The sequence below is a fragment of the Streptomyces sp. SID12501 genome (genome assembly GCF_010550245.1).
Classification (GTDB): Bacteria; Actinomycetota; Actinomycetes; order Streptomycetales; family Streptomycetaceae; genus Streptomyces.
Map to the genome: position 1 here is coordinate 99,336 of NZ_JAAGLU010000004.1, position 20,260 is coordinate 119,595.

16 protein-coding genes and 6 pseudogenes are annotated in these 20,260 nt (G+C 69.0%); 7 read left to right on the forward strand and 15 right to left on the reverse strand.

The window, feature by feature from the left end; genetic code table 11:
- Positions 1-266: 266 nt before the first annotated feature.
- From G3I71_RS05515 to G3I71_RS05530, 3 genes are all read right to left on the reverse strand, one after another.
- A complete protein-coding gene (locus G3I71_RS05515; RefSeq protein ID WP_164312787.1) occupies positions 267-911 on the reverse strand; it encodes a dihydrofolate reductase family protein in 645 nt (214 codons plus the stop codon).
- Positions 912-1,305: 394 nt separating this feature from the next.
- Complete coding sequence (locus G3I71_RS05525; protein ID WP_164312788.1) at positions 1,306-2,508, reverse strand: cytochrome P450; 1,203 nt, start codon at positions 2,506-2,508, stop codon at positions 1,306-1,308.
- Positions 2,509-2,746: 238 nt separating this feature from the next.
- Positions 2,747-3,562, reverse strand: a complete 816-nt coding sequence (locus G3I71_RS05530) for an acyl carrier protein (RefSeq protein WP_164312789.1) — start codon at positions 3,560-3,562, stop codon at positions 2,747-2,749.
- A 401-nt stretch (positions 3,563-3,963) separates the two neighbouring features.
- Between G3I71_RS05530 and G3I71_RS05535 the strand changes: the two genes are divergently transcribed.
- Positions 3,964-4,464: a type II toxin-antitoxin system Phd/YefM family antitoxin gene (locus tag G3I71_RS05535; RefSeq protein WP_164312790.1), complete on the forward strand. Its 501-nt coding sequence runs from the start codon at positions 3,964-3,966 to the stop codon at positions 4,462-4,464.
- Between the two features lie 202 nt (positions 4,465-4,666).
- Here G3I71_RS05535 and G3I71_RS05540 read toward each other — a convergent pair whose 3' ends face one another.
- The 4 genes and pseudogenes from G3I71_RS05540 to G3I71_RS05555 all read right to left on the reverse strand — a co-directional run.
- The gene (locus G3I71_RS05540; RefSeq protein WP_164312791.1) at positions 4,667-5,857 is read right to left on the reverse strand and encodes a PP2C family protein-serine/threonine phosphatase; all 1,191 of its coding nucleotides are present in this window, start codon (positions 5,855-5,857) and stop codon (positions 4,667-4,669) included.
- 316 nt (positions 5,858-6,173) lie between these two features.
- A pseudogene (locus G3I71_RS50885) lies at positions 6,174-6,410 on the reverse strand ((2Fe-2S) ferredoxin domain-containing protein); the annotation flags it as partial.
- A pseudogene (locus G3I71_RS05550) lies at positions 6,407-6,787 on the reverse strand (ABC transporter ATP-binding protein); the annotation flags it as partial. The pseudogenes G3I71_RS50885 and G3I71_RS05550, both read right to left, overlap by 4 nt.
- Positions 6,784-6,977: pseudogene (locus G3I71_RS05555) on the reverse strand (hypothetical protein); the annotation flags it as partial. The pseudogenes G3I71_RS05550 and G3I71_RS05555, both read right to left, overlap by 4 nt.
- A gap of 126 nt (positions 6,978-7,103) precedes the next feature.
- Here G3I71_RS05555 and G3I71_RS50215 point away from each other — a divergent pair.
- Together G3I71_RS50215 and G3I71_RS05570 are read left to right on the forward strand one after the other, a co-directional pair.
- Positions 7,104-7,507 (forward strand): annotated as a pseudogene (locus G3I71_RS50215) (ABC transporter ATP-binding protein); the annotation flags it as partial.
- A gap of 6 nt (positions 7,508-7,513) precedes the next feature.
- Positions 7,514-8,479: pseudogene (locus tag G3I71_RS05570) on the forward strand (hypothetical protein); the annotation flags it as partial.
- 103 nt (positions 8,480-8,582) lie between these two features.
- Here the strand turns inward: G3I71_RS05570 and G3I71_RS50220 are convergent.
- The gene (locus tag G3I71_RS50220; RefSeq protein ID WP_203689731.1) at positions 8,583-8,753 is read right to left on the reverse strand and encodes a hypothetical protein; all 171 of its coding nucleotides are present in this window, start codon (positions 8,751-8,753) and stop codon (positions 8,583-8,585) included.
- Between the two features lie 298 nt (positions 8,754-9,051).
- Here G3I71_RS50220 and G3I71_RS05575 point away from each other — a divergent pair, with 298 nt between their 5' ends.
- The gene (locus G3I71_RS05575; protein WP_164312983.1) at positions 9,052-9,426 is read left to right on the forward strand and encodes a hypothetical protein; all 375 of its coding nucleotides are present in this window, start codon (positions 9,052-9,054) and stop codon (positions 9,424-9,426) included.
- Positions 9,427-9,625: 199 nt separating this feature from the next.
- Positions 9,626-9,997, forward strand: a complete 372-nt coding sequence (locus G3I71_RS05580; RefSeq protein ID WP_164312792.1) for a helix-turn-helix transcriptional regulator — start codon at positions 9,626-9,628, stop codon at positions 9,995-9,997.
- A gap of 88 nt (positions 9,998-10,085) precedes the next feature.
- Here the strand turns inward: G3I71_RS05580 and G3I71_RS05585 are convergent, their stop codons facing one another.
- The 7 genes and pseudogenes from G3I71_RS05585 to G3I71_RS05615 all read right to left on the reverse strand — a co-directional run bounded on the left by G3I71_RS05585 (position 10,086) and on the right by G3I71_RS05615 (position 17,208).
- The gene (locus tag G3I71_RS05585; RefSeq protein ID WP_164312793.1) at positions 10,086-11,720 is read right to left on the reverse strand and encodes an alpha/beta hydrolase; all 1,635 of its coding nucleotides are present in this window, start codon (positions 11,718-11,720) and stop codon (positions 10,086-10,088) included.
- Between the two features lie 651 nt (positions 11,721-12,371).
- Positions 12,372-13,328 carry a polyphosphate kinase 2 gene (ppk2, locus tag G3I71_RS05590; RefSeq protein ID WP_164312794.1) on the reverse strand — a complete coding sequence of 319 codons (957 nt, stop codon included), beginning with the start codon at positions 13,326-13,328 and terminating at the stop codon, positions 12,372-12,374.
- A 136-nt stretch (positions 13,329-13,464) separates the two neighbouring features.
- Complete coding sequence (locus G3I71_RS05595) at positions 13,465-13,707, reverse strand: DUF6411 family protein (protein ID WP_164312795.1); 243 nt, start codon at positions 13,705-13,707, stop codon at positions 13,465-13,467.
- Between the two features lie 677 nt (positions 13,708-14,384).
- Positions 14,385-14,694, reverse strand: a pseudogene (locus tag G3I71_RS05600) (DNA-binding response regulator); the annotation flags it as partial.
- Between the two features lie 215 nt (positions 14,695-14,909).
- On the reverse strand, positions 14,910-15,890 hold the full coding sequence (locus tag G3I71_RS05605; RefSeq protein WP_164312796.1) for a threonine/serine dehydratase: 981 nt from the start codon (positions 15,888-15,890) through the stop codon (positions 14,910-14,912).
- A gap of 159 nt (positions 15,891-16,049) precedes the next feature.
- Positions 16,050-16,274: a hypothetical protein gene (locus tag G3I71_RS50225; protein WP_203729444.1), complete on the reverse strand. Its 225-nt coding sequence runs from the start codon at positions 16,272-16,274 to the stop codon at positions 16,050-16,052.
- A gap of 59 nt (positions 16,275-16,333) precedes the next feature.
- A protein-coding gene (locus G3I71_RS05615; protein ID WP_164312797.1) for an IS5 family transposase occupies positions 16,334-17,208 on the reverse strand; the annotation gives its coding sequence in 2 pieces (ribosomal slippage) (positions 16,334-16,867 and positions 16,870-17,208; 873 coding nt in all).
- Between the two features lie 346 nt (positions 17,209-17,554).
- On the opposite strand from G3I71_RS05615, the gene G3I71_RS05620 reads away from it, so the two are divergent.
- Both G3I71_RS05620 and G3I71_RS05625 read left to right on the forward strand, forming a co-directional pair.
- Positions 17,555-19,273 carry a SpoIIE family protein phosphatase gene (locus tag G3I71_RS05620; protein ID WP_164312798.1) on the forward strand — a complete coding sequence of 573 codons (1,719 nt, stop codon included), beginning with the start codon at positions 17,555-17,557 and terminating at the stop codon, positions 19,271-19,273.
- Between the two features lie 354 nt (positions 19,274-19,627).
- Entirely contained in the window at positions 19,628-19,900 is a 273-nt protein-coding gene (locus G3I71_RS05625) for a hypothetical protein (RefSeq protein WP_164312799.1), read from the forward strand.
- Positions 19,901-20,260: the final 360 nt, after the last annotated feature.

A 20,260-nucleotide genomic window follows, 5' to 3' on the forward strand; every position in this document is an offset into this window, starting at 1 on the left:
ACTTCGTCGCTCGCGCCGAACAAGAAGACCGTGGCGGTGGCCGCGACAGACAGCCGTAGACGCACTGCGGTGGCGGGCCGCGTTCGAGACGGAGTTCGAGCAGGTCGAGGAGGTTCGCGCGGCGGGACGTCGCGGCCGGCGCGCGGGACCTGTCGGCGGGGAAGAACTGCCGGACGATCGCCGAGCACGTCGGCCACCGCTCCCCCGCACCGGTTGCCGTACCTGCTCGGCCGGGCGGTGTGGGGCGCGGACTGCGCGGGGCGGCTTCAGTCTTCGCGCCCGACACCGCGATCGGGTGCGCTCATGTCCCCCGTCCCGGGCGTGCCGTCGGCGAGCCCGTAGCGCAGGTACACGGTGCCCTTCGGACCGGCTGCCGGCGGTTCGAGGAGTGTGACGTTCGAGGGCACCGCGCCGCCGTCGAACACCTTCTTCCCGACGCCGAGCACGACCGGATGCACCCAGAGGTCGAGACGGTCGAAGAGCTTCTCGCGCAGGAGGGTCTGCACCAGGTTCAGGCTCCCGACGACCTTCACGTGCTCGTGCCGGTCGCGGATCTCGCGCACCGCGCCCGCCAGATCCGGACCGAGCTGTATGGACCCGGCCCACGAGAGGTCGGGCCTGCCCCGAGAGGCCACATATTTCGGGACGCTGTTGAAGAGCGTGGCGATCTTGTTGTCCTCGCCGGCCTCCTGGTGCGGCCAGTAGGCGGCGAAGATGTCGTACGTCCGCCGCCCGAGCAGAAGAGCGTCCGTGCCCTCGTACGCGGCAGCGACCTGCGCCCCGGTGGCCTCGTCCAGCAAGGGCGCCTGCCAGCCGCCGAACGGGAACCCCACCGGGTCCTCTTCGGGGCCGCCGGGCGCCTGCCCGACGAGGTCGAGGGTTGCGAACAGCTCGATGTGGATGAGGCCCATGGCGTACTCCCGATGAGTTGGTTGTCCCGGTCGGTAGGTAGACCTGCGGAGGCCGGCGGACTCATCGCTTCGACGGCACCCGGTTTCGTGCTCGTCGACCGCCTCGCCCGGTGCGTCGGTCACCACCCTGTCCCGCGGTCGGCGTCCTCGCGACTCCAGGGGCAGAATCGGCAGGCAGGCGCACGCGCTTCGCCGTGCCCTGCCTCTCGCCCCGGCGCCGCCTCTCGCCGCCGGCCTCGCCGCCAAGGCGCACCGCATCCTGGGATGGCAGCCGCGCCCGGCACGCGAGACCGTTGCCGACTGCGCCCACAGCCTGGTGGCCCACGGCGCCGTACAACGAAGGATGCGGGGCCGCGGCGGCTCCTGGCCCGGCTGACGTCTCCGCGTATCTCGGTCAGAAGCGCACCGGGAGACTCAACAGGCCGCGGGCTCGCATCGAGGGCCGCCGACGCACTTCGTCCGGCGGAACGTCGAGGGCCAGGTCGGGGAAACGGTCGAGGAGGGCGGCGAGGGCGATTTCGGATTCCATCCGGGCCAGGGGCGCGCCGAGGCAGTAGTGGATGCCGTGGCCGAGGGCGAGGTGACCGGTCGCGTCGCGGCCGATGTCGAGCCGGTCGGGGTCGGTGAAACGGTGCGGGTCGCGGTGGGCGGCGGCCAGGGACAGCAGAACGGTCTCGCCGACCGGAATGGTGACCCCGCCGATGGTGACGTCCTCGGTGGGGAAGCGGCGGATGGCCAGGGGTACGGGGCCGTCATAGCGGGCCAACTCCTCGACCGCGGCGCCCAGTCGACTGGGATCGGTGCGGAGGGCGGCCAGTTGATCGGGGTGGCTGAGCAGCGCCAGGGTGGCGTTGCCGATGAGGTGGACGGTGTTCTCGTAGCCGGCGAAGAGGACGAGGAAGGCCAGGGACATGAGTTCGTCCTCGGTCAGCCGGTCTTCGTCGTCGCGTACGGCGATCAGGGCGGAGAGCAGGTCGTCGGCGGGGGCGGTTCGCTTGCCGGCGAGGAGCCCGGTGAAGAAGCCGAGCATGGCCCGGACGGCTTCCTTCGTCTTTTCGGGCCGGGCCGGGTCCGGGGCCACCAGGGCGTCGGTCCAGGACCGGAAGTCCTGCCGGTCGTGCGGGGCCACGCCCAGCAGGTCGCAGATCACGGTGATCGGCAGCGGCGCGGCGTACGAGGTGATCAGGTCGGCGCGGCCGTGCGGTGCGATGGCGTCGAGCAGTGACTCGGCGGTTTTCCTGATGGGTTCGCGCAGGAGGGCGACCCTGCGCGGGGTGAACGCCTTGGACACCAGGCGCCGGATGCGGGTGTGATCCGGCGGATCCATGTTCAGCAGGTTCGCGTCCAGCGCCGGTGGCAGCGCGAGCCCGTGATACCCGCCCGGCTTCGCGTTGCGCTTGTCGAGGGAGAGCCGTGGATCGGCGAGGGCCTGGCGTACGTCGTCGTAGCGGGTGACCAGCCATGCCGGCAGCCCGTCCGTTCCGGCGATGCGGTGGACGGGCCCGGCCTCGCGAAGCCGCGCGTACACCGCGTACAGGTCCGCGACCAGATCTGCGGGGTCAACAAGGGGGGATTCACCGGGCGTTGAGGTCGACATGGCCTCCACCCTAGACAGACCGAGCCTTCCGCCATGGCAGAGCCCGAGGCCGAACACCGCAGTCCCCGGTACACGGAACAAGTGCCCCGCCCGGAATGCCGAAGGCGCCGCGTCACCGGTGAACCAGTCACGGTCAGGGTCACCTCCGCTCGTGCGAGGTGACCCGTCGGCGGGGCCCACGGACCCCTTCTGCCGGGGGCTACGGCCCGCTCGGGCCGAAGTCCCGCCGTCCGGAGGGCTACTTGCGAGGGAGCGAGAGGTTGACGATCGGGAGTCGCTTGGTCGTGCCCGCCACGTAGAGGTCCGTCGGAGCCGTGCGCAGCACGAACCTGTCGTCGTAACCCCGCACGCGCAAGGACATCACGAAGAAGCCGTCGTCCTCGGTGGTCGTCTTTACGCGGTACTGGTTCTCCCAGTCCGCCTGCAGGAAGACCTCGTTGCCCGCGATCTCGACGCCCCTGGGGACAGTGACCTTGCCCTGGACGGTGAGGATGGTGCCCTTCTTCACCTTCTTCTTGTTGACCGTGTAACTGAGTGAGCTGGTCTTGGCCTTGGTGGTCACGGCGGTCTGCGTGAAGTAGCCGTCCTGCGGAGTGTTGGGGTTGCCGTCCTCGTCGTAGTAGGCCGTGATGGCCACCTTGCGCTGGACGTTGAGCAGGCTGCTGCCGCCCACGTGGTCGATGGCGACGTCAGGGATGGTGAACTTCCCCTTGGCGTCGGTGACCGGCTTGCCCAGCTCGCGCGGCTCGTACTCGGTGGGGTCGATCGGGTCACCCCACGGATTCCAGGTGGTGAAGCGGACGACCTCCTGGATGGTGACGGGGATGTTGGGCGCCGGGGTGCCGTCGGCCTTGGTGAGGGTGCCGCTGACGTCGACGTGGCGGTTGTTGTAGTCGGTGCTGGTCGGGTTGGTGCTCACCTTCAGCACGTAGGCACGGACGGGAGCAGCGGCGGCGGGCTTCGCCGAGGCGGCGGCGGGTACGGACAGGGCACCTGCGGCGAGCAGGAGCACGGTGGTGGTGGCGAGACGCTTCGACAGGGACTTCTTGGGCACGGTCAACTCCAAGTTCGTTCGGGACCAGCGGAGTTGCGCCGAGCGGCACCGGTTCCGCCGCGACGCAGGTGTGCGACACACCGGGTTCGACCGGCGGGGCGGGATGAGAGTTGTACCTGTGCGTCCGCTGTTACACGGCTGTAGCAAGAGGCCGATCCGTGCGGGTTGCGCGCGCTGCCGGTGAGCGGTGGTGAGCCCCGAGCCGATCGTGGCGCCGACGCCCATGGGGACGACGCCGGGGACCCGGTGGCCGCCTGGCTGGTCCTGACCACGGTCGCGCGATGACTCCGGCCAATGTGCCGTCGGCCGCAATCCCCTGCGCCGATCAGTCACGAACACCGGTTCGGATGGCGGTACTTGGACACATCGAGCGCCGTGGTCGGCCGGTAGCGTCAGGCTCCATGGATGACGTGAAGATCGTCGTTGAGCGTCGGTTCGCTCCGGCCCCGATCGACTACGAGCGCCTGGTGTCGCTGGTCGAGTCCACCGGCGAGCGCGTCGTGCTCACTGATGCCGACGTGCCGGTGAGCGTGCTGTTCCCGGCGGGGACGGTGGCCGAGCTGGAGCACTGGGCGCGCGCCGACTACCCCGTACCCGCACCGATACCGCATGAAGAGGAAGAGGACGACGCGGACGACATGGCGGTGGACGTCGGCCGGCTCGGAGCCGAGTCATCGGCCCGCCCTCAGGAGTACGGAACGTACACCCGGTACGTGCGCGCGGATGGCAGGCGTGCGAGTTTCACCCGGGGCGGGATGGTGGTGGCGGTGCAGCTGACCGCCGACGAGGCGGCGTGGCTCAAGGAGACGGCCATGTACGTGCGCCAGGGATACATGGATCCCAACCAGTCAGCGGCATTCGTGGAGTTCCTGGCCCGACAGCCTCCGGCCGGCGACCGGTGAACCGTTCCGGGATCGGCCCAACAGCCTCGGAACGGATCAGGGCGCCGCGCGTGAGAGGGCGTCATGAGTGCCCTGCATACGGCGCGAGGTCTCCGGTGCGCCGGACCCCGACCGCAAGCAGGTGGGCTCGCTGTGGCGTGAAGACCGCACAACCCTCTCCCGTCGAGTCGCCCTCACCTCAACAGGAGTCAGGAGTCAGGAGTCAGGAGTGGGCTTGATGCGTTTCATCGGGTCTGTCGCGATTGCCGTGCCAGTCGAGAATCAGGACCGTGGCGTCGTCCTTGAGGCTGCCGCGGCAGGCGTCGAGCACCGCGGCGGTCAGGCTCCGGACGGCTTCGCGCGGGTGCAGCGCGCGGGTGTCGTGAACGACCGCGGCCAGGTCGACGGCCGCGGCACCGCGCTCCTGCATTCCGTCGGTGAGCAGAACCAGGCGGTCTCCCGGACGCAGCTGCAGTTCCTGTAGGTGATAGGAGCTGGGTGCCGCCACGCCGAAGGGCAGGTTGACGGCGAGTTCCAGCTCTTCGACGGCGTCGCCGCGCAGCCGCAGTGGCCGGGGATGGCCGGCGTTGACCAGTTCGCACAGGCCTGTGTCGAGGTCGACGCAGAGCAACTGTCCGGTGGCCAGGCCACGGCTGTGGCGCAACAGGGCCTCGTGGGCGTGCCGGGCCTGCTTGAGGGCGTCGCAGCCGCTGCGGCGGGCCCGCCGCAGTGCGCCGACCAGCAAGGTGGCCAACAGGGCGGAGTCCGTGTCGTGGCCCATGGCATCAGTGATCGACAGGTGCAGGGTGTCACGGTCGAGCGTGTAGTCGTAGGTGTCGCCACCGATGTCGTCGGCCGGGACCAGCCCGGCGGCCAGAGTGAACTGTTCCGCCTCGCAGCAGGGGGCCGAGGGAAGCAACTGGTGCTGGATCTCCGCGGCCAGGCTCGGCTTCGTGGTGCGCCGGCCCAGGTGGTACAGATCGGTGAAGCGGCGGTCGGTGACGATGATGTAGGCCAACGCGTGTGCGGCGTTGTGAACTTGGCGCAGTACGGTGTCGTCGGCCGACTGGAGACTCACTTCCAGAACACCGATGCAGTCACCGCGGTTGGTGACCGGCGTGATGACGTTTCGTCCGCCCTGGCCGTCCGGCTCCACATGCTGGCGCTGGCTGCGCAGAACACCGTCGTAGACGCTGCCCTGCAGTGCGATCGGCCCGGCATCGTCGAGGGCCTCGTCGCCTGCCGCGGCAAGCCGAATCAGCCGCTGGCCGATCAGGTCGACAAACAGGAAAGACACACGTTCGGCACCGAATCGCTTCTGCAGGTCGTGTGCCACCACATCGACGGACTCACCGGGCGGGGCCGCTTCCGCAGCGGCCAGCAACGCGCCCAGTTCCAGATCTTCACCCTTCACGACAACCTCCTGTCTGCTGCCGGACCTTCTTCCCCGAGTCCGCGCAACATCACCTGCTCTGTTGATTTTGCCTGGTCAGAGCATTGTCCAGATCGGTTCGAGCTGGTCCCGGGTCCGTCTGGCGGCGCCTGTGGGCAGCCGGGCGGAGCGCCCGCCCACAAGGCAGGCGTGCCGGCGCGGGGTGCCGATCGCGTTCAGCAGCGGCTCGCGGTGGCGGCCGGACGCGCGCCGACGCGTTGTCACGGGTTCCCGTGACCGAGAACGCTCGGGACCGGCCCGACCCCTGTCGAGCGGCGAGTTGCTGGGACTTTCGGGCCGGTTGGGCGCCGGCGGCCCGTGCGGCGGCGGAGGGCCGGACGACGATCACGTTGGCCTGGTCGCACACGTCGAGGCAGGCCGAGATCCGCACGGGAGCGTTCTCGACCAGGCGCGCGGTCTGCTGGGCGTGATCGACTCCGGTCACTTTCGGGCTTCCGCAGCAGCAGTCCCGGCAGACCACGGTGCGGCACGGTGCCGGTCGGGCAGGGGTGTGGTTCTGTGCGGCCTTCCTCAGGTCGCTGCCGAGACGTCGCTCGTCGTACTCCTCTCCCGGGAAGATCCGTTCCGGGTGTCCGGCCGCAGGAAGCGGATCACGGGGTGACCGGGGTCATGGGTGACTTCGGCGCGGACGCCGTAGACCTGCTCGATGAGTGCGGGAGTGAGGACCTCGGCCGGGGTGCCTTCCGCGACGGCGCGCCCTGCACGCAGGACGAGCAGGCGGTCGCAGTACATCGCGGCGAGGTTGAGGTCGTGCAGGGCGACCACGGTGGTGACCGGCAGGCTCGCGACGAGGTCCAGCAGGTCGAGCTGGTGCTGGATGTCGAGGTGGTTGGTGGGTTCGTCGAGGAGGAGTTCGCGGGGTTGCTGGGCGCGGGCGCGGGCGATCTGAGCAGGGTGGCGAGAGTGGCGAGAGACTTCGCCAGGTCGTTGGCCCAGATGTTGCGGCCGTTTGACCACGCCCGCGACCAGGCGCTTGCCCGGGCAGGCCGCCCACGGCGGCCAGGGCTTCGAGGTTGGCGGCGGCCGACTCCGTGAAGTCCAACGCCATTCCCTCGACGGGTGCCTTGGCCAGCACGGGCAGAGTCGCCGGTCGGGACCTCGTCGATGCCGGCTTCGTCGAGCTGTCGCCAGTTGGCGGCGCGCAGTTCGGCGGTGGTGGCGTGGAGGGCGTCCGCGGTGAGGTGGCCCTTCCAGTAGCCCTCGGCGCATCGCCCACAAGGCGGTCGTCGACGGCATCACCCTCACCCTGGGTCCCGGCGAGACCGTCGGCCTGTTCGGCCCCAACGGCTCAGGAAAATCAACACTGTTGAGACTTCTCGCCGGGACCCTCACCCCACTGCCGGGGTCGTCACCCTGGACGGGTGTCCACTGCCCGAGGACGGCCGCCGGGCCACGGCCCGGCGCGTCGCCACCGTCGAGCAGCACGCCCACACCCAGACCGAACTGACCGTCCGCGACGTCGTCGCCCTGGACCGCATCCCGCACCGCCGAGCCTGGACACCGGCCACGGCCGCCGACACCGAGGCCGTCACCGAAGCCCTGGCACGCACCGGACTCACCGAACTCGCCGGTCAGTCCTGGCACACCCTGTCCGGCGGCGAACGCCAGCGCACCCACGGTCTGGCCGACCGGGTCGACGTGGCCGCCTCGTGCTCCCTCCTCCACGTGCCTCTCGACTCCGCACCGGAGCGGGACATCGACCCGCAGCTCCTGCGCTGGCTCGCCTTCGCCCGCCAGAAGACCACCGAGACCGTCACCCTGGCCAAGGGCCTGACCCTCGGCACCGACGCGATCACCGGCGAACTGGCCGCCAACCGCGCAGACCTCGGCGCCCGCGCGAACTCCCCCCGTCACCCATGACCCGGCGGCACCCGATACGTCCGCCCGCCGATCCTGGCCGGCGACATCTCCCGCCCCGAACCGATGACGGTGCGCTGGACGACGTACGCCCAGTCCCTCACTTCGCGTCCGGTCAAGGGCATGCTCACCGGACCGGTCACCATGCTCGCCTGGTCCTTCGTCCGCGACGACCAGCCGCTCGCCGACACCGCCCGCCAGGTCGCCCTCGCCCTGCGCGACGAGGTCAACGACCTTGAAGCGGCCGGGACTTCGGTGATCCAGGTGGACGAGCCGGCGCTGCGCGAGACACTGCCGCTGCGGGCCGGCGCTCATCCGGCCTACCTGACCTGGTCGACGGAGGCGTTCCGGCTCAGCACCGGCGGTGTCCGTTCGGGCACACAGATCCACACCCACATGTGCTACGCCGAGTTCGGTGACATCGTCCAGGCCATCGACGACCTCGACGCCGACGTCATCAGCCTCGAAGTCGCCCGCGAACTCGCCGCCCACGGCTACCCCCGCGAGGCCGGACCCGGCGTGTACGACATCCACTCCCCGCGCGTTCCCAGCACCGAGGAAGCCGCTGAACTGCTGCGTACCGGTCTCAAGGCCATTCCCGCCGAGCGCCTCTGGGCCAACCCCGACTGCGGCCTGAAGACTCGCGGCTGGCCCGAAACCCGCGTCTCGCCGGCGAACCTGGTCGCGGCCGCCCGAACGGTCCGTGAGGAACTCTCCGCGTCCTGACGGCGAGCCCATTCGGCCGGGAGCACCGGACACCCGGCCGAGTGAACACAGGGGTGGGGTGAGGCGTCGTCATGGCCTCACCCCACCCCGGGTTCTGACTCTGTCAGCGCCTGCGGCCGGACCAGCCGTTCCCGATTCCCGCGACGTGCAGGGCGAGAAGCATCAGGCCGAGAAGCATGACGTTCGTGGAAGCGAAGACATCGTTCGTCGCGATGTCGGCAGCGTTGATCAGAAACGCGATGAAAAACAGTACTGCCGCAGCTATACCAAGCATGGAGCGGTTCCTCTCGAAAGGGTGAGATCCGTGTGCCCCTGTATCGCCTTCGTAGGCATCCGGAGATGGTGTCCCTCCGAGCGGTGCACTCACACTCCCCCTGCCACCGGCCAATGCGGTACCAGCGGTCATTCGCCAAGCATGAGCGGTCGCAGATATAGCATCATCCGACTTTTCGGAGGCTCACTCGGCCAGTACAGGAACAACAAGGTTGCCGACCGCCGGCCCTACGTAAGGTCCGGGGCATTGACGAGGAAGGCGCCGCCGAGCCTCGCAGTGACCAGAAGGAGATGCCGGTATCAGCAATGTGGAGATTTGCCTCAAGGAGATCATGGCCTCGATCGAGGGCTCGTTGGGAACCGCTCTGGTCGACTACACCAGCGGTATGGCGCTGGGCACTCTCGGGGGTAGCAAGGACCTCGACCTGACGGTTGCGGCGGCGGGCAACACGGACGTGATCCGGGCCAAGACCCGCACCATGGAACACCTCGGACTCAAGGGCGAGATCGAGGACATCCTGATCACGCTCGCCGGCCAGTACCACATCCTCCGGCCGCTCAAGGGCCGCGGCGGCAACGGTCTGTTCCTCTACCTCGTGCTCGACGCGAAGAAGTCGAACCTCGCGATGGCCCGCCACCAGCTCAAGAGTGTCGAAGCCCAACTGGACGTGTAGAACGCCGCGTTCTCCATGGCCTCGCATGCCCACGACTTGAAGATTTCTTCAACTGGGCACATCCGGATCAGCTCAATCCCATGGGCGTGCGAGGCCGGATGCACGAGGATCGGTCCGCAGGACCGCCTGCGGTGGCACGTACAGGGTCACCGAGCCCGGATGCAGCCCGTCGAACGCGGCAGGGAGCGAGCGATTCACCATGCAGGTCCCCCTCTACCAGGCCAAGGCCGAGTTCTTCCGGATGCTCGGCCACCCGGTACGCATCCGGGTCCTGGAACTCCTACAGAACGGCCCCGTCCCGGTACGCGACCTGCTCAGCGAGATCGAGATCGAGCCGTCCAACCTCTCCCAGCAACTGGCCGTACTGCGCCGCTCGGGGATCGTGGTGTCCATCCGGGAGGGCTCCACCGTCAGCTACGCCCTGGCCGGCGGCGACGTGGCCGAACTCCTGCGCGCGGCTCGCCGTATCCTGACCGAACTGATCACTGGCCAGGGTGAGTTGCTCGCCGAACTCCAGCAGGCAGACCCGTTGCCGGCCCTCACCCCGGGCGGATCCGGCCGACGCTCCTGACACCCTGGGCCCTGTCGCCGCGGCCGACCGGGAAAGCCCGAGGCGCCGGTCGTGAAAGGCCGGCGCCTCGGGGTCGGAACAGGGAACGTCAGCCCACTGAGCCGATGCGCTCGACGCGCTCGTCGACGCCGTTACGGAGTTCGCTGAGCGTCGTACCGGGCGGGGCCGTCTTCGGTGTGGAGGAAGGCGGCTGCGTCTCGTCCGCGCAGGTCGTGCCGGAGACCGGGACCTTGAGATCCACCAGGTAGCCGATGACCGCGTCCGTCGCGCAGGCACTGCGGCCGAACGCGGTGTGTCCCTCGGCCTGGAAGGTGAGCAGCGAGGCGTTGTCGAGCTGCCGGGACAGCGCCACCGCGTCCTGGTACGGGGTGTCCGGGTCGCCGGTGGTGCCGAGGACGAGAATCGGCGCCGAGCCCTTCGCCCGGTAGGAGCCGTCGTAGCGGCTGACGTGCTCGCCGGGCCACTGGACGCAGGCGGTGGCGTGCTGATGGTCGTACGTGGGAGGGCCGTACGCCATCGCCGGGCCGAGCAGCGGCGCCGTCTTCGCGTAGGCCGTGACGTTCCGCTTCAGCAGGCGCAGGTCGCGCGGGTAGTCCCGGTCGACGCACTCGACAGCCACGTTCGGGCCCAGGAAGTCGAAGCTGGCCGGGGACGGCGGCCGCAGCAGGAAGGACGTGTTGTCCCGGAGCTGGGCCTTGCGCAGTGCCGCGCCGAACTCGGGCCAGATGACCTTACCCTCGTTGATGTTGAACATCAGCCGGTAGACCAGTGTGTAGCCGTTGGCCCGGCCGCCGTTCGCGGTCGGCACGGGGTTGGCGTCCAGGTCGGCCTTCAGCTGCTCGAACGCCGCACGCGGGTTGCCGTCGCCGAACCCGCAGATGGCCTGATCGGCGGCGCACCAGTCGAGGAAACGGCCCATCGCGCCGTCCAGCGCCAGGTACTGGGGCCGGTCGTAGGCGTAGGGGCGGTTGGCGTAGTGCACCGGGTCGTACGCGCCGTCGAGGGCCAGGGCCCGCACCCGCTTCGGGAACATGGCTGCGTAGACAGTGCCGATGTACGACCCGAACGACCGCCCGTAGTAGGTGAGTTGCTTCTCCCCGAGCGCCTCCCGCAGCAGGTCGATGTCCCGGGCGACGTATTCGGTGCCGATGTAGGGAAGCAGCTCGCCCGTGTTGTCCACGCAGGCCTGGTCGAATTCGGCGGCCTGGCGCAGCGCCGGCCCGAAGGCGTCCGGGCCGGGCACGCCCTTCGCCTCCGTGACGGCCCGCGTGTACCTCGCGTCGTCGAAACAGGTCAGCGCCGAACTGCGGCCGACGCCGCGGACGTCGTAGCCGAAGACGTCGAAGGAGTCGCGCAGTGCGGTGGGCAGGTCCTCGTAGTTGTTCCGCACGAAGTCCACACCGGAGTTGCCGGGCCCTCCCGGCTGCATGAACAGTGTGCCCTTGCGCTTCGTCGGGTCCGCGGCCTTCTTCCGGACCACCGCGAGGGTGATGGTCTTGCCGTGCGGCTTGCGGTAGTCGAGCGGAACGTCGGCGTTCGCACACTCGAAGCCGCCCTGGCAGTCGGTCCAGGCGAGCGACGGCACGGGCGGCTTCTCAGACGGCTTCGACGAAGCCGCCACCTGGGTCGCCGTGCTCGTCACGGCGGCCATGAGCGCTGTCAGCGCGACCCCGACGGCTGCGAGCCGTCCGGAGCGTCTCGGTTTGCGACGTGGAGTGGTCATGGTTTCCTTCCCCCTGGGTCAATATCTGGCCAAGCGCTCACTGTGCACCGTGAGTTCGGCTACCTGAACAGACGGAAAAGATGGGCGAACGGTGCCACGCCGATCAACTTTTTCTTCACCTTCCACCCCGCTGGGGTCAACACATCGCATCAGGCGACGCACAGCCCCGGGGCGAACCACTGCCGGTCGGGAAGTGGACCCCGAGGGTCCGTGCCGTCTGGACGGCGGACAGCCTGAAAAGCAGGGAAGGCCGGCTGCCCACTCACCTGACGCACATGCCTGACACGCGCTCAACCTCACATGGACCCTCGCCCACCATCCCGACCTGGCTGTCGCCCTCCACCCGTTGTCCACCCTGGTCAACGGCGGCCTGCTGTCACCTACGCCTCCGTGACACCGCCGGGGCCGCGCTGGACGGGTGGCGGCCCGAGCCCCCTCCGACCGTGACCGTCACAGGGGGACCGCGCACGGCGCGATGAACAAGGCCCACGGCAAGGGCTCATGCCGCCCGCACCTGCGGTGTCTGGGCATCCGGCGCATGATCCCGGAGAAGACGTCTCCCGCCTGCGTTCGTACGGCCGGATCCGGATGGAGAACACCTTCCTGCCGACGGCAGAACCGTAGAGCCGGTCGACTGCGCCGGCCGGAGCGTCAGGTGGACTCGGGGTGACTGCCAGGCCCGCTGGTGCGGGCGGCCAGAGGAGTGGGCGAAAGAGTGGTGTCCTCCTCGCCGGGCTCCAGGAGGGTGTTGGCGGCGCCGACGATGAGCGGGTCGGGGGTACCGACCGCCTCAAGATCCTTGCTGAGGTAGTCGATGCGCGACAACAGGCTGCGCATGGCTTCCAGCCTGGCACGGCGTTTGTCGTTGCTCTTGACGACGGTCCAGGGAGCGCGTTCGGTGTCGGTGGCGCGGAACATGTCGACCTTGGCCCCGGTGTAGTCGTCCCACTGGTCGAGCGAGGCCAGGTCGGTGGGCGACAGTTTCCACTGCCTCACCGGGTCGACCTGTCGGATCGCGAAACGGGTGCGCTGCTCGGCGCGGGACACGGAGAACCAGAACTTGACCAGCAGGATGCCGTCGTCGACGAGCATCCGCTCGAAGGCCGGGCACTGCTCGAGGAACAGCTCGTACTGGTCCTTCGAGCAGTAGCCCATCACACGCTCCACACCGGCCCGGTTGTACCAGGATCGGTCGAAGAAGACGATCTCTCCCTCTGTCGGCAGGTGTTGGACGTACCGCTGGAAGTACCACTGCCCCGCCTCCTGCTCGGTGGGCTTGTCCAGAGCCACCACGCGTGCGCCGCGGGGGTTGAGCCGCTCCGTGAGACGTTGGATGGTGCCGCCCTTCCCCGCAGCGTCGCGCCCCTCACATACGACGATCACGCGTGCGCCGGTGTCCTTGACCCAGCGCTGGAGCTTGAGCAGTTCGATCTGCAGGACACGCTTGAGCCGCTCGTACTCGACGCGGCCGACCTTGCGGTCATACGGATGGTTCTCGCGCCAGGTCTCGAGGGGGCCGCCGGTCCCGTCCAGCAGGATCGGCCGCTCTTCTCGGCTGGTGTCCACGGTCAGCCCGTCCAGCAGCCTGTCGGCCTGTTCACCGTTCATGACACCACTCCCCCATAAGCCTGTGTAATGAGTACTCGTGTACGCGCCCTGCGGCTGTCCGGACAGGATCCGGCACCGATCATGGAGACCTCACCTGCCCCGGACAGCCGCGCCGATCGGCATGGCCTCGGCGAGGTCAGAAGGGCATACGGCGGCGGGTGCGACGGCCCGCCGAGCCGCTACGGCCCACGGCGCGGGAACTCGATTGGAACGGCTTGCTGAAAATCCGGCCCAGGATGCCGGGCGCCTTGCCGCCGGCCCGCGCGCCGGCACCGAGCGTGCGCCGCGTGCCGCGTTCGGGGTGACGGGAGAGGCGCGGGACGAAGAAAGCCAGCACGGCCAGGACCACACATACTCCGACAACTGCGGCAATGATCATGAGTCAGCTCCTCGTTCGGGTCGGGAGAACACGAGTGCCCCGTCACGATCCCTCTATGTATCCGACGCCCTGACCGCGCCGTTCGTCGACCACGGACAAAGAACTGGAAGGACAGTGGAACGGGGGCGGCCGTCGTAGGTGGGTCGACCGCCGCCCGGCCCGTGCGCAACAGGGCGGCTCCCAGCGAAGTCAGTGTGTGCTGGGGTGCCTGCCAGGCAGGTGTCCAACATGACCACGCCGGTGGCGGCACGAGGGTGGCGGTGACACGGCCGAGGTCCGGCGCGGTCGGCAGCGGAACGAACCCCTACGGCCGGCGCGTCCTCGGTGGACTGTCCCTCGGCCGGACCGGGATCGCCCTTCTACTCGAACTCCCCTTCCGCCAGGACCTGTTCGAGGATCACGCGAGCGTTGGTGCCACTCACGCCGAACGACGAGTCAGCGAACCTGCGGGGCCTGCCGAGATCTGACTTCAGTCGCGGAGTACCTTCTCGGCGAGCCCGACCGTTCTTCCCTTGAGGGCAACACAACAGGCCCGTCCGATGTACGGACGGGCCTGTTGACCGAGCGCCGGGCAGGCCTTGCACCTGCATTTCCCCGCAGGAAGCGAGGCGTCTTTCCTTGGACCACCGACGCACAACCAGCCACCCGGAGTTGCGGCGACCAGCTCAAGATCAACCCTAGCGCATCTGTCCACCCGGGGTCACCAGCCCTGATGCGTAGGCCACGACCATGGCTTGTGCCCGGCTGTCGAAGTCCAGCTCTGTCATGGTCCGCGATCTTCTGGTTGGACAGGCCGCCTGCGATCAGTTTCAGAACCTCCAACTCGCGGGCGCTCAAGGCCTGTAGAGCGGTAACGGCGGCGAACAGCCGTTCCGGTCCGGAGTCCTTGAGCAGGAATCCGCAGGTTCCGGCGCACAGTACCCCGTACACGTACTCGTCGAGGTCGAAGATCGTCAACATCAGGATCCGGGGCAGGGGGCGCCGGCTTCGGAGTAGTGGCACGCCCGGCTCGCAGGAACCCAGCTCGACGGCCGGACTTCGGACGCCAATCCCAGGGCACCCCGGTCGACGAGAACGGCGACGGCCAGATCACCTTCTACCAGTGCTCGTCACATGAGCTGCCGACGCCCGACGCCCGCACCCCGAGCGGAACCACCCGCCTGCCGCCGGACGGGCAGGCAGGCAGGACCGCCGAGGAATCGTCACGACCTGCTGCTGGGCGCCGCGCCGACCCAGCGGTGATAGGAGTCCAGGTCGACGTTGCTGCCGCACACGATGGTCACTACGTGTCGACCGGCGAAGCGGTCACGGTCTTCGAGGATCGCCGCGATGCCAAGTGCGGCCGAAGGTTCGACGACGAGGCCTGCGTGGTCGAGGAGCATTCGCATACCGGTGATGATCGACGCCTCCTGGACCAGAACGGCATCGTCGGCGACCAGGAGGAGATCGTCCAGGACGGCCGGGATCGGACGTCGGCCGGCGACACCGTCGGCGATGGTGTCGGTCGAGTCGGTGGTGACGACACGTCGTCTGCGCCACGAGCGTGTCATCGCCGGTGCGCCCAGCGGCTGAACGCAGATCACCTCGACTTCGGGCGCCAATGCCTTCAGTACATGTCCCACCCCCGTGGCCAGCGCCCCGCCGCCGAGAGCGATCAGGACGGCGTCGAACGACGGTACCGAGTCCACCAGTTCCAGGCCGATGGTCGCCGCGCCCTCACAGGTCTCGATGTCCAGGCTGTCCTCGACCAGCCGAATGCCTTCGTACCGCGCGATGGCCGATGCCCGCTCACGCGCCAGCTCGTGGTCGCCGTCCACCAGCTCCAACCTGGCGTCCAACGCCCGGATGCGATCGAGCTTGGCCACAGTCGCACACCGGGATGCCACGACGGTCACGTCGAGCCCCCGGCCACGACCGGACCAGGCGAGGGCTTGGCCAAGATTGCCCGCGCTGGCGCACACCGCGGCTCGTGCGCCGTTGTCGGCGAGCAGACTCGCGACCACCTCGGTGCCGCGGGCCTTGAAGCTGCGGACCGGGTTCGCCGTTTCGAGCTTGATGCTCACCGTGCACCCGAGGTCGGGCTCCAAGGCCTCGCAGCGGTACAGCGGAGTGTCGAGAAAAACCGGATCGACCACCCGGCGGGCCGCCCGGATCCGAGCGGTGTCGAGGCGCGTCTCCTGCATGACACCGCAGCGTAGCCGCACCGGCGTTGTTCCCCTTCCGCACCGACTACAGCCCGGTATGCGTTCCTTCTCTGCGAAACTTCGGTGTCCGGGGCCGAAGGAGGGGTCATGGGGATCTAACTGGAGCTGCACATGGGGCGGCCCACGCGCAAGGTGAGCTCACGGGAGACGCTGCTGCGAGGCTCGTACGAGCACGGTGCGCGAGCCGAGGGGCGCGGCTACTCCGATGTTGCACAGTGGCGGGCTGCCCACGAAGAGTTCTTCCGGAGTGATGGCGTGACCGAGTTCTTGGGTCGCACCCCCGTCATTGACGACGACACTCTCGTTGTTGCCGAACGCTTCCGAGTGGTCGAGCCCGCGTGATCGGCAACCGGCATCCGACATGATGAGAGTCCGGGAGGATCAGCTGGACAGGCTTGGGAGGGTGCCGGGAAGGCTGTTGGTCATAGCCACTCGTTGATGGCGGCGACCAGCACTGTTGCCTCATAGCGGACGGCGAGCTTGTCATATCTCGTGGCTACGACTCGGTGGCGCTTCAGCCGGTTGATCCCGCATTCCACCACGTGGCGCTCTTTGCAGTCGGCCTTGTCGAACTTGGGCGGTCGGCCGCCTCGGGAGCCGAGTTTCTTGCGGTTGCGGACCTGGTCGGCCTTCTCCGGAATCGTGCAGCGGATGCCACGCCGGCGCAGGTAGGCGCGGTTCACGCGAGAGCCGTACGCCTTATCGGCGCGGACCTTGTCGGGCCTGGTGCGAGGTCGGCCCGGGCCGATGCGGGGAACCCGGATGCCTTCCAGCACGGGTTGGAACTGCGGACTGTCGTGCCTCTGGCCAGCAGTAACGAGCAGGGACAGCGGCTTCTGTCCCTGCTCGACCGCGAGGTGCAGCTTGGTGGTCAGTCCGCCACGCGAGCGTCCGAGGCCGTGGTCGTCGGGCTCGGTGTCGACGCCGCCGGGAGGCTCCTTCTGCAGATCCCTCTTTTACGAGCCCCGGCGGCGTGCTGGTGGGCACGGGCAATCGTGGAGTCCACGCTGACGTCCCAGGTGATCAGGCCCTTCGCGTCGGCCTCGGCCTGCAGTTGCTCGAATATCCGCTTCCACGTGCCGTCGCGCTGCCACCGTCGGAAGAGGTCGTAGGCCCGGTCCCACGGCCCGTACCGCTTTGGGAGATCCCGCCACGGTGCACCGGTCCTGGTCCGCCACCGTATGCCGTCGATCAGCTGCCGACGCGTCCACGTCGGCGGCCGGCCCGGCTTCTTGCCCGTCGGCAACAACGGTTCAAACCGGGCCCACTGGCCGTTCGTTAGATCACCACGCACCACGATCGGTGATCATCGCACGACCTTGATCCACTTTCGCAACAGGCCCTAGTTCGCCATGGCCGCGTCATCGGTGTGCGGGGCCCGCACCAACAGACCGGGAACGTAGCGCAGGAAGGCCGACAGGTGATCCTCGCTGAGCAGGCAGGACGCCAATGAACGGCAGGACGACCCGGGCGGTGGCCGCGAGGTCCTGCGGTGCAGCCGGGCCGTCCGCCGGCACGCCGGCCGTGGGCGTCGGTCGGCCATCCGCGAGCCGGATCGAGGCTGAATCGGCCGGCACCGGGGCAGGCGGAAAGGCAGATACCGTCAAGCGGGCGGGCCGCAAGTCAGCTAGGGAGATCAGGGCATGGAAGGACCAGAGCATACGGGGAACCACGGGAAACGGCCCCTGGCGCCGCATGCCGCCGGACTCACCGAGACACTGGAAGCCATCGGGACCGGGGCGTACCTCGTCGACGAGCAGGGCCGCATCCTGGCCGTCAACTCCCGCACCGAGCAGTTTCTGGACCGGCCGACCGAAGATCTTTTCGGCCATGACGCGCACGACCTACTGCACCGGGACGCCCACGGCCACCCCTTGCCCCGGACCCAGTGCCGCATGCGCCAGGCCTTCCACGCGGGACGCACCGCTCAGGCCGACGAGGACTACTTCGTACGCGGTGACGGCGCCCTGCTGCCCATCTCGTGGCTGATAACTCCGTTCGACCTCGGTGGCCATGAGCACAGCACGCTCGTCCTCTTCCAGCCCAGGCATCTGCGGGGACCCGACTCGTGCCCGCAGTCGGCGACCACACTTCTGCCTGAACTCGAACGCCTCGCCCTGCTGGCCGCGACCACCACACAACTGACCTCCACGCTCGACGTCGAGGAGGCGCTGCGACGGCTGGTGGCCCTGGTGGTGCCCCGGCTGGCGGACTGGGCCATCATCGACCTGATCACGGAGCGCGACGAGGTTTGGCGCACTGTCGTCGCCGAGATGGACGGTGAGGACCTGGTGCACCACGAGGAGCTGCAGGGACCGATGCCGCCGGTGCCCGGGGAGTCCCCGATGCCCTTGTCCCGGGCCCTGCGCGGGGTCGCTTCGGCTCTGGCCGGCCCGCAGACCTACCAGGGACCACCGGACTCCGGTATCGCGGTCGAACAGCGCCGTCTGTTCGATGCCACCGGCATTCACTCCGCGGCCATCGCCCCCATCCGCAGCACCCGCGCAGTTCTCGGAGCCCTGACGCTGGGCCGCGCCAAGCAGCCGGGAGACTTCGGCACGCCCGATCTCCCCCTGATCGAGGACATCGCCCGTCGCGCCGGCCTCGCTCTGGACAACGCGCGCCTCTACCAGCGCCAGCGCAAGGTCGCCGAGACCATGCAGAACCACCTGCTGCCCCAGATGCCACGCGTGCCGGGGTTGCAGATGACGGTCCGCTACCTGCCAGCGCCCGACGCCTCACAGGTCGGGGGCGACTGGTACGACGCCTTCTCCCTGGGCGACGGCGCCACCGCGCTGGCCATCGGCGACGTCGTCGGCCACGACCTGGAGGCCGCGGCCGGCATGGCGCAGGTGCGCAACATGCTCCGCGCCTACGCCTGGGCCCTGAAGCAGCCCCCCAGCCAGATCGTCGAACGCCTCGACGAGGCGGTCCTGCATATCACCGACGTCGCCATGGCCACGATGATTCTCGCCCGGCTCGAAGAGACCCACGACGATCAGTGGAAGCTGTCCTGGACCAACGCCGGCCACCCGCCACCGCTGTTGATCAGCCACGACGGCCTGGCCGACTACCTCACCGAGGGTCACGGCATTCTGCTGGGCACCGGATCCCACAAGCCCCGCACCGACGCCAGCGCCTTGCTGCCGCCCGGCTCCACCCTCCTGCTCTACACCGACGGCCTGATCGAAGAACCCGGCCACACCCTCGACGAGGGCCTGCACCGGCTGCGCCAGCACGCCGCCGCCCTCGCCCACCGTCCGCTGGCCTCCTTCACCGACCAGTTGCTGCGCCGGGTCCGCCCCCTCGCCAACGACGACGACGTCGCCCTGCTCGCCCTGCGAGTGCCCACCCGGACGTGACCCCTCGTACCGCCGGCGGTCATCTCGGCGGCTTCGCCCGGCCGACTCCGTCTCTCACCGAACCGATGAGTTCTGGTCGTGCCGGTGGTCTACTTGCCGACTGTGGGCCTGATGGTTCGCGGTGACCGCATCCCGACGTCGCGACCGTCGGTTGCGCCGAGGTCGGCGTCGCCCCGATGGCCAGGGAATCGATCTTCCGCATCGCTTCGATGACCAGCATCAGCACCAACGCGGCAGTGCAACAGGGGGCAGGCCGGGACCGCCGACGAGTGGCTCGCGCTCGGTCGCACGCTGTCGGGTGAGGGCACCGCGGCCGACGGTCGCCGACTGCCGTCGGCCGCACCGGCGCGGCTGATGACTCGCGACCACACCACCGAGGCCCGACGCGAGATCGGCAAGCTGTTCCCGGAAGGCCGGAGTTGGGGATTCGGTGGCGCGGCCGACATCTCGACGATCGATCCGTCGAACGTGCCCGGCCGCTACGGCTGGGTGGGCGGCGCCCGTGTATCGGCGCACATCGTCCCGTCCACCGTCACGGTCACCATCCTGCTCACTCGAAGAGCAGCCGACAGCCCGGTCCCGCCCCGGTGGACGCGAGACTTCCGGCGGAACGGCGCCGATGGGTGACCGAGCACTTGGCCGTTGACTCGTGGTCGGTCCCAGGGCAGGTTCCGGGTTGGGTTCCGCGCCGGTGCGGGACGGCTTCGCCAGTGAGTGTGCTGTCCAGTCGTAGTCGCGGGCAAGACGGTGGCGGGGCATGAACCGGCTGGTTCGGAGGCTCACTTGGCTTCGTCAGGTCCCCAGCCGCGGCGCGGCCACCGAACGTCTGCGTCGGCACGCGGCACACTCTCCCACCGGCATGACCCTCGCCTACTGGCAGGCCGCAGGCTCCACGATCCCCGGACCCAACCAGAACTCCACCGAACAACCAGCTCCGTCCGCCCGTACTATCTCTACACCGGGGACAGCCTGCACCAGGTGCGACCC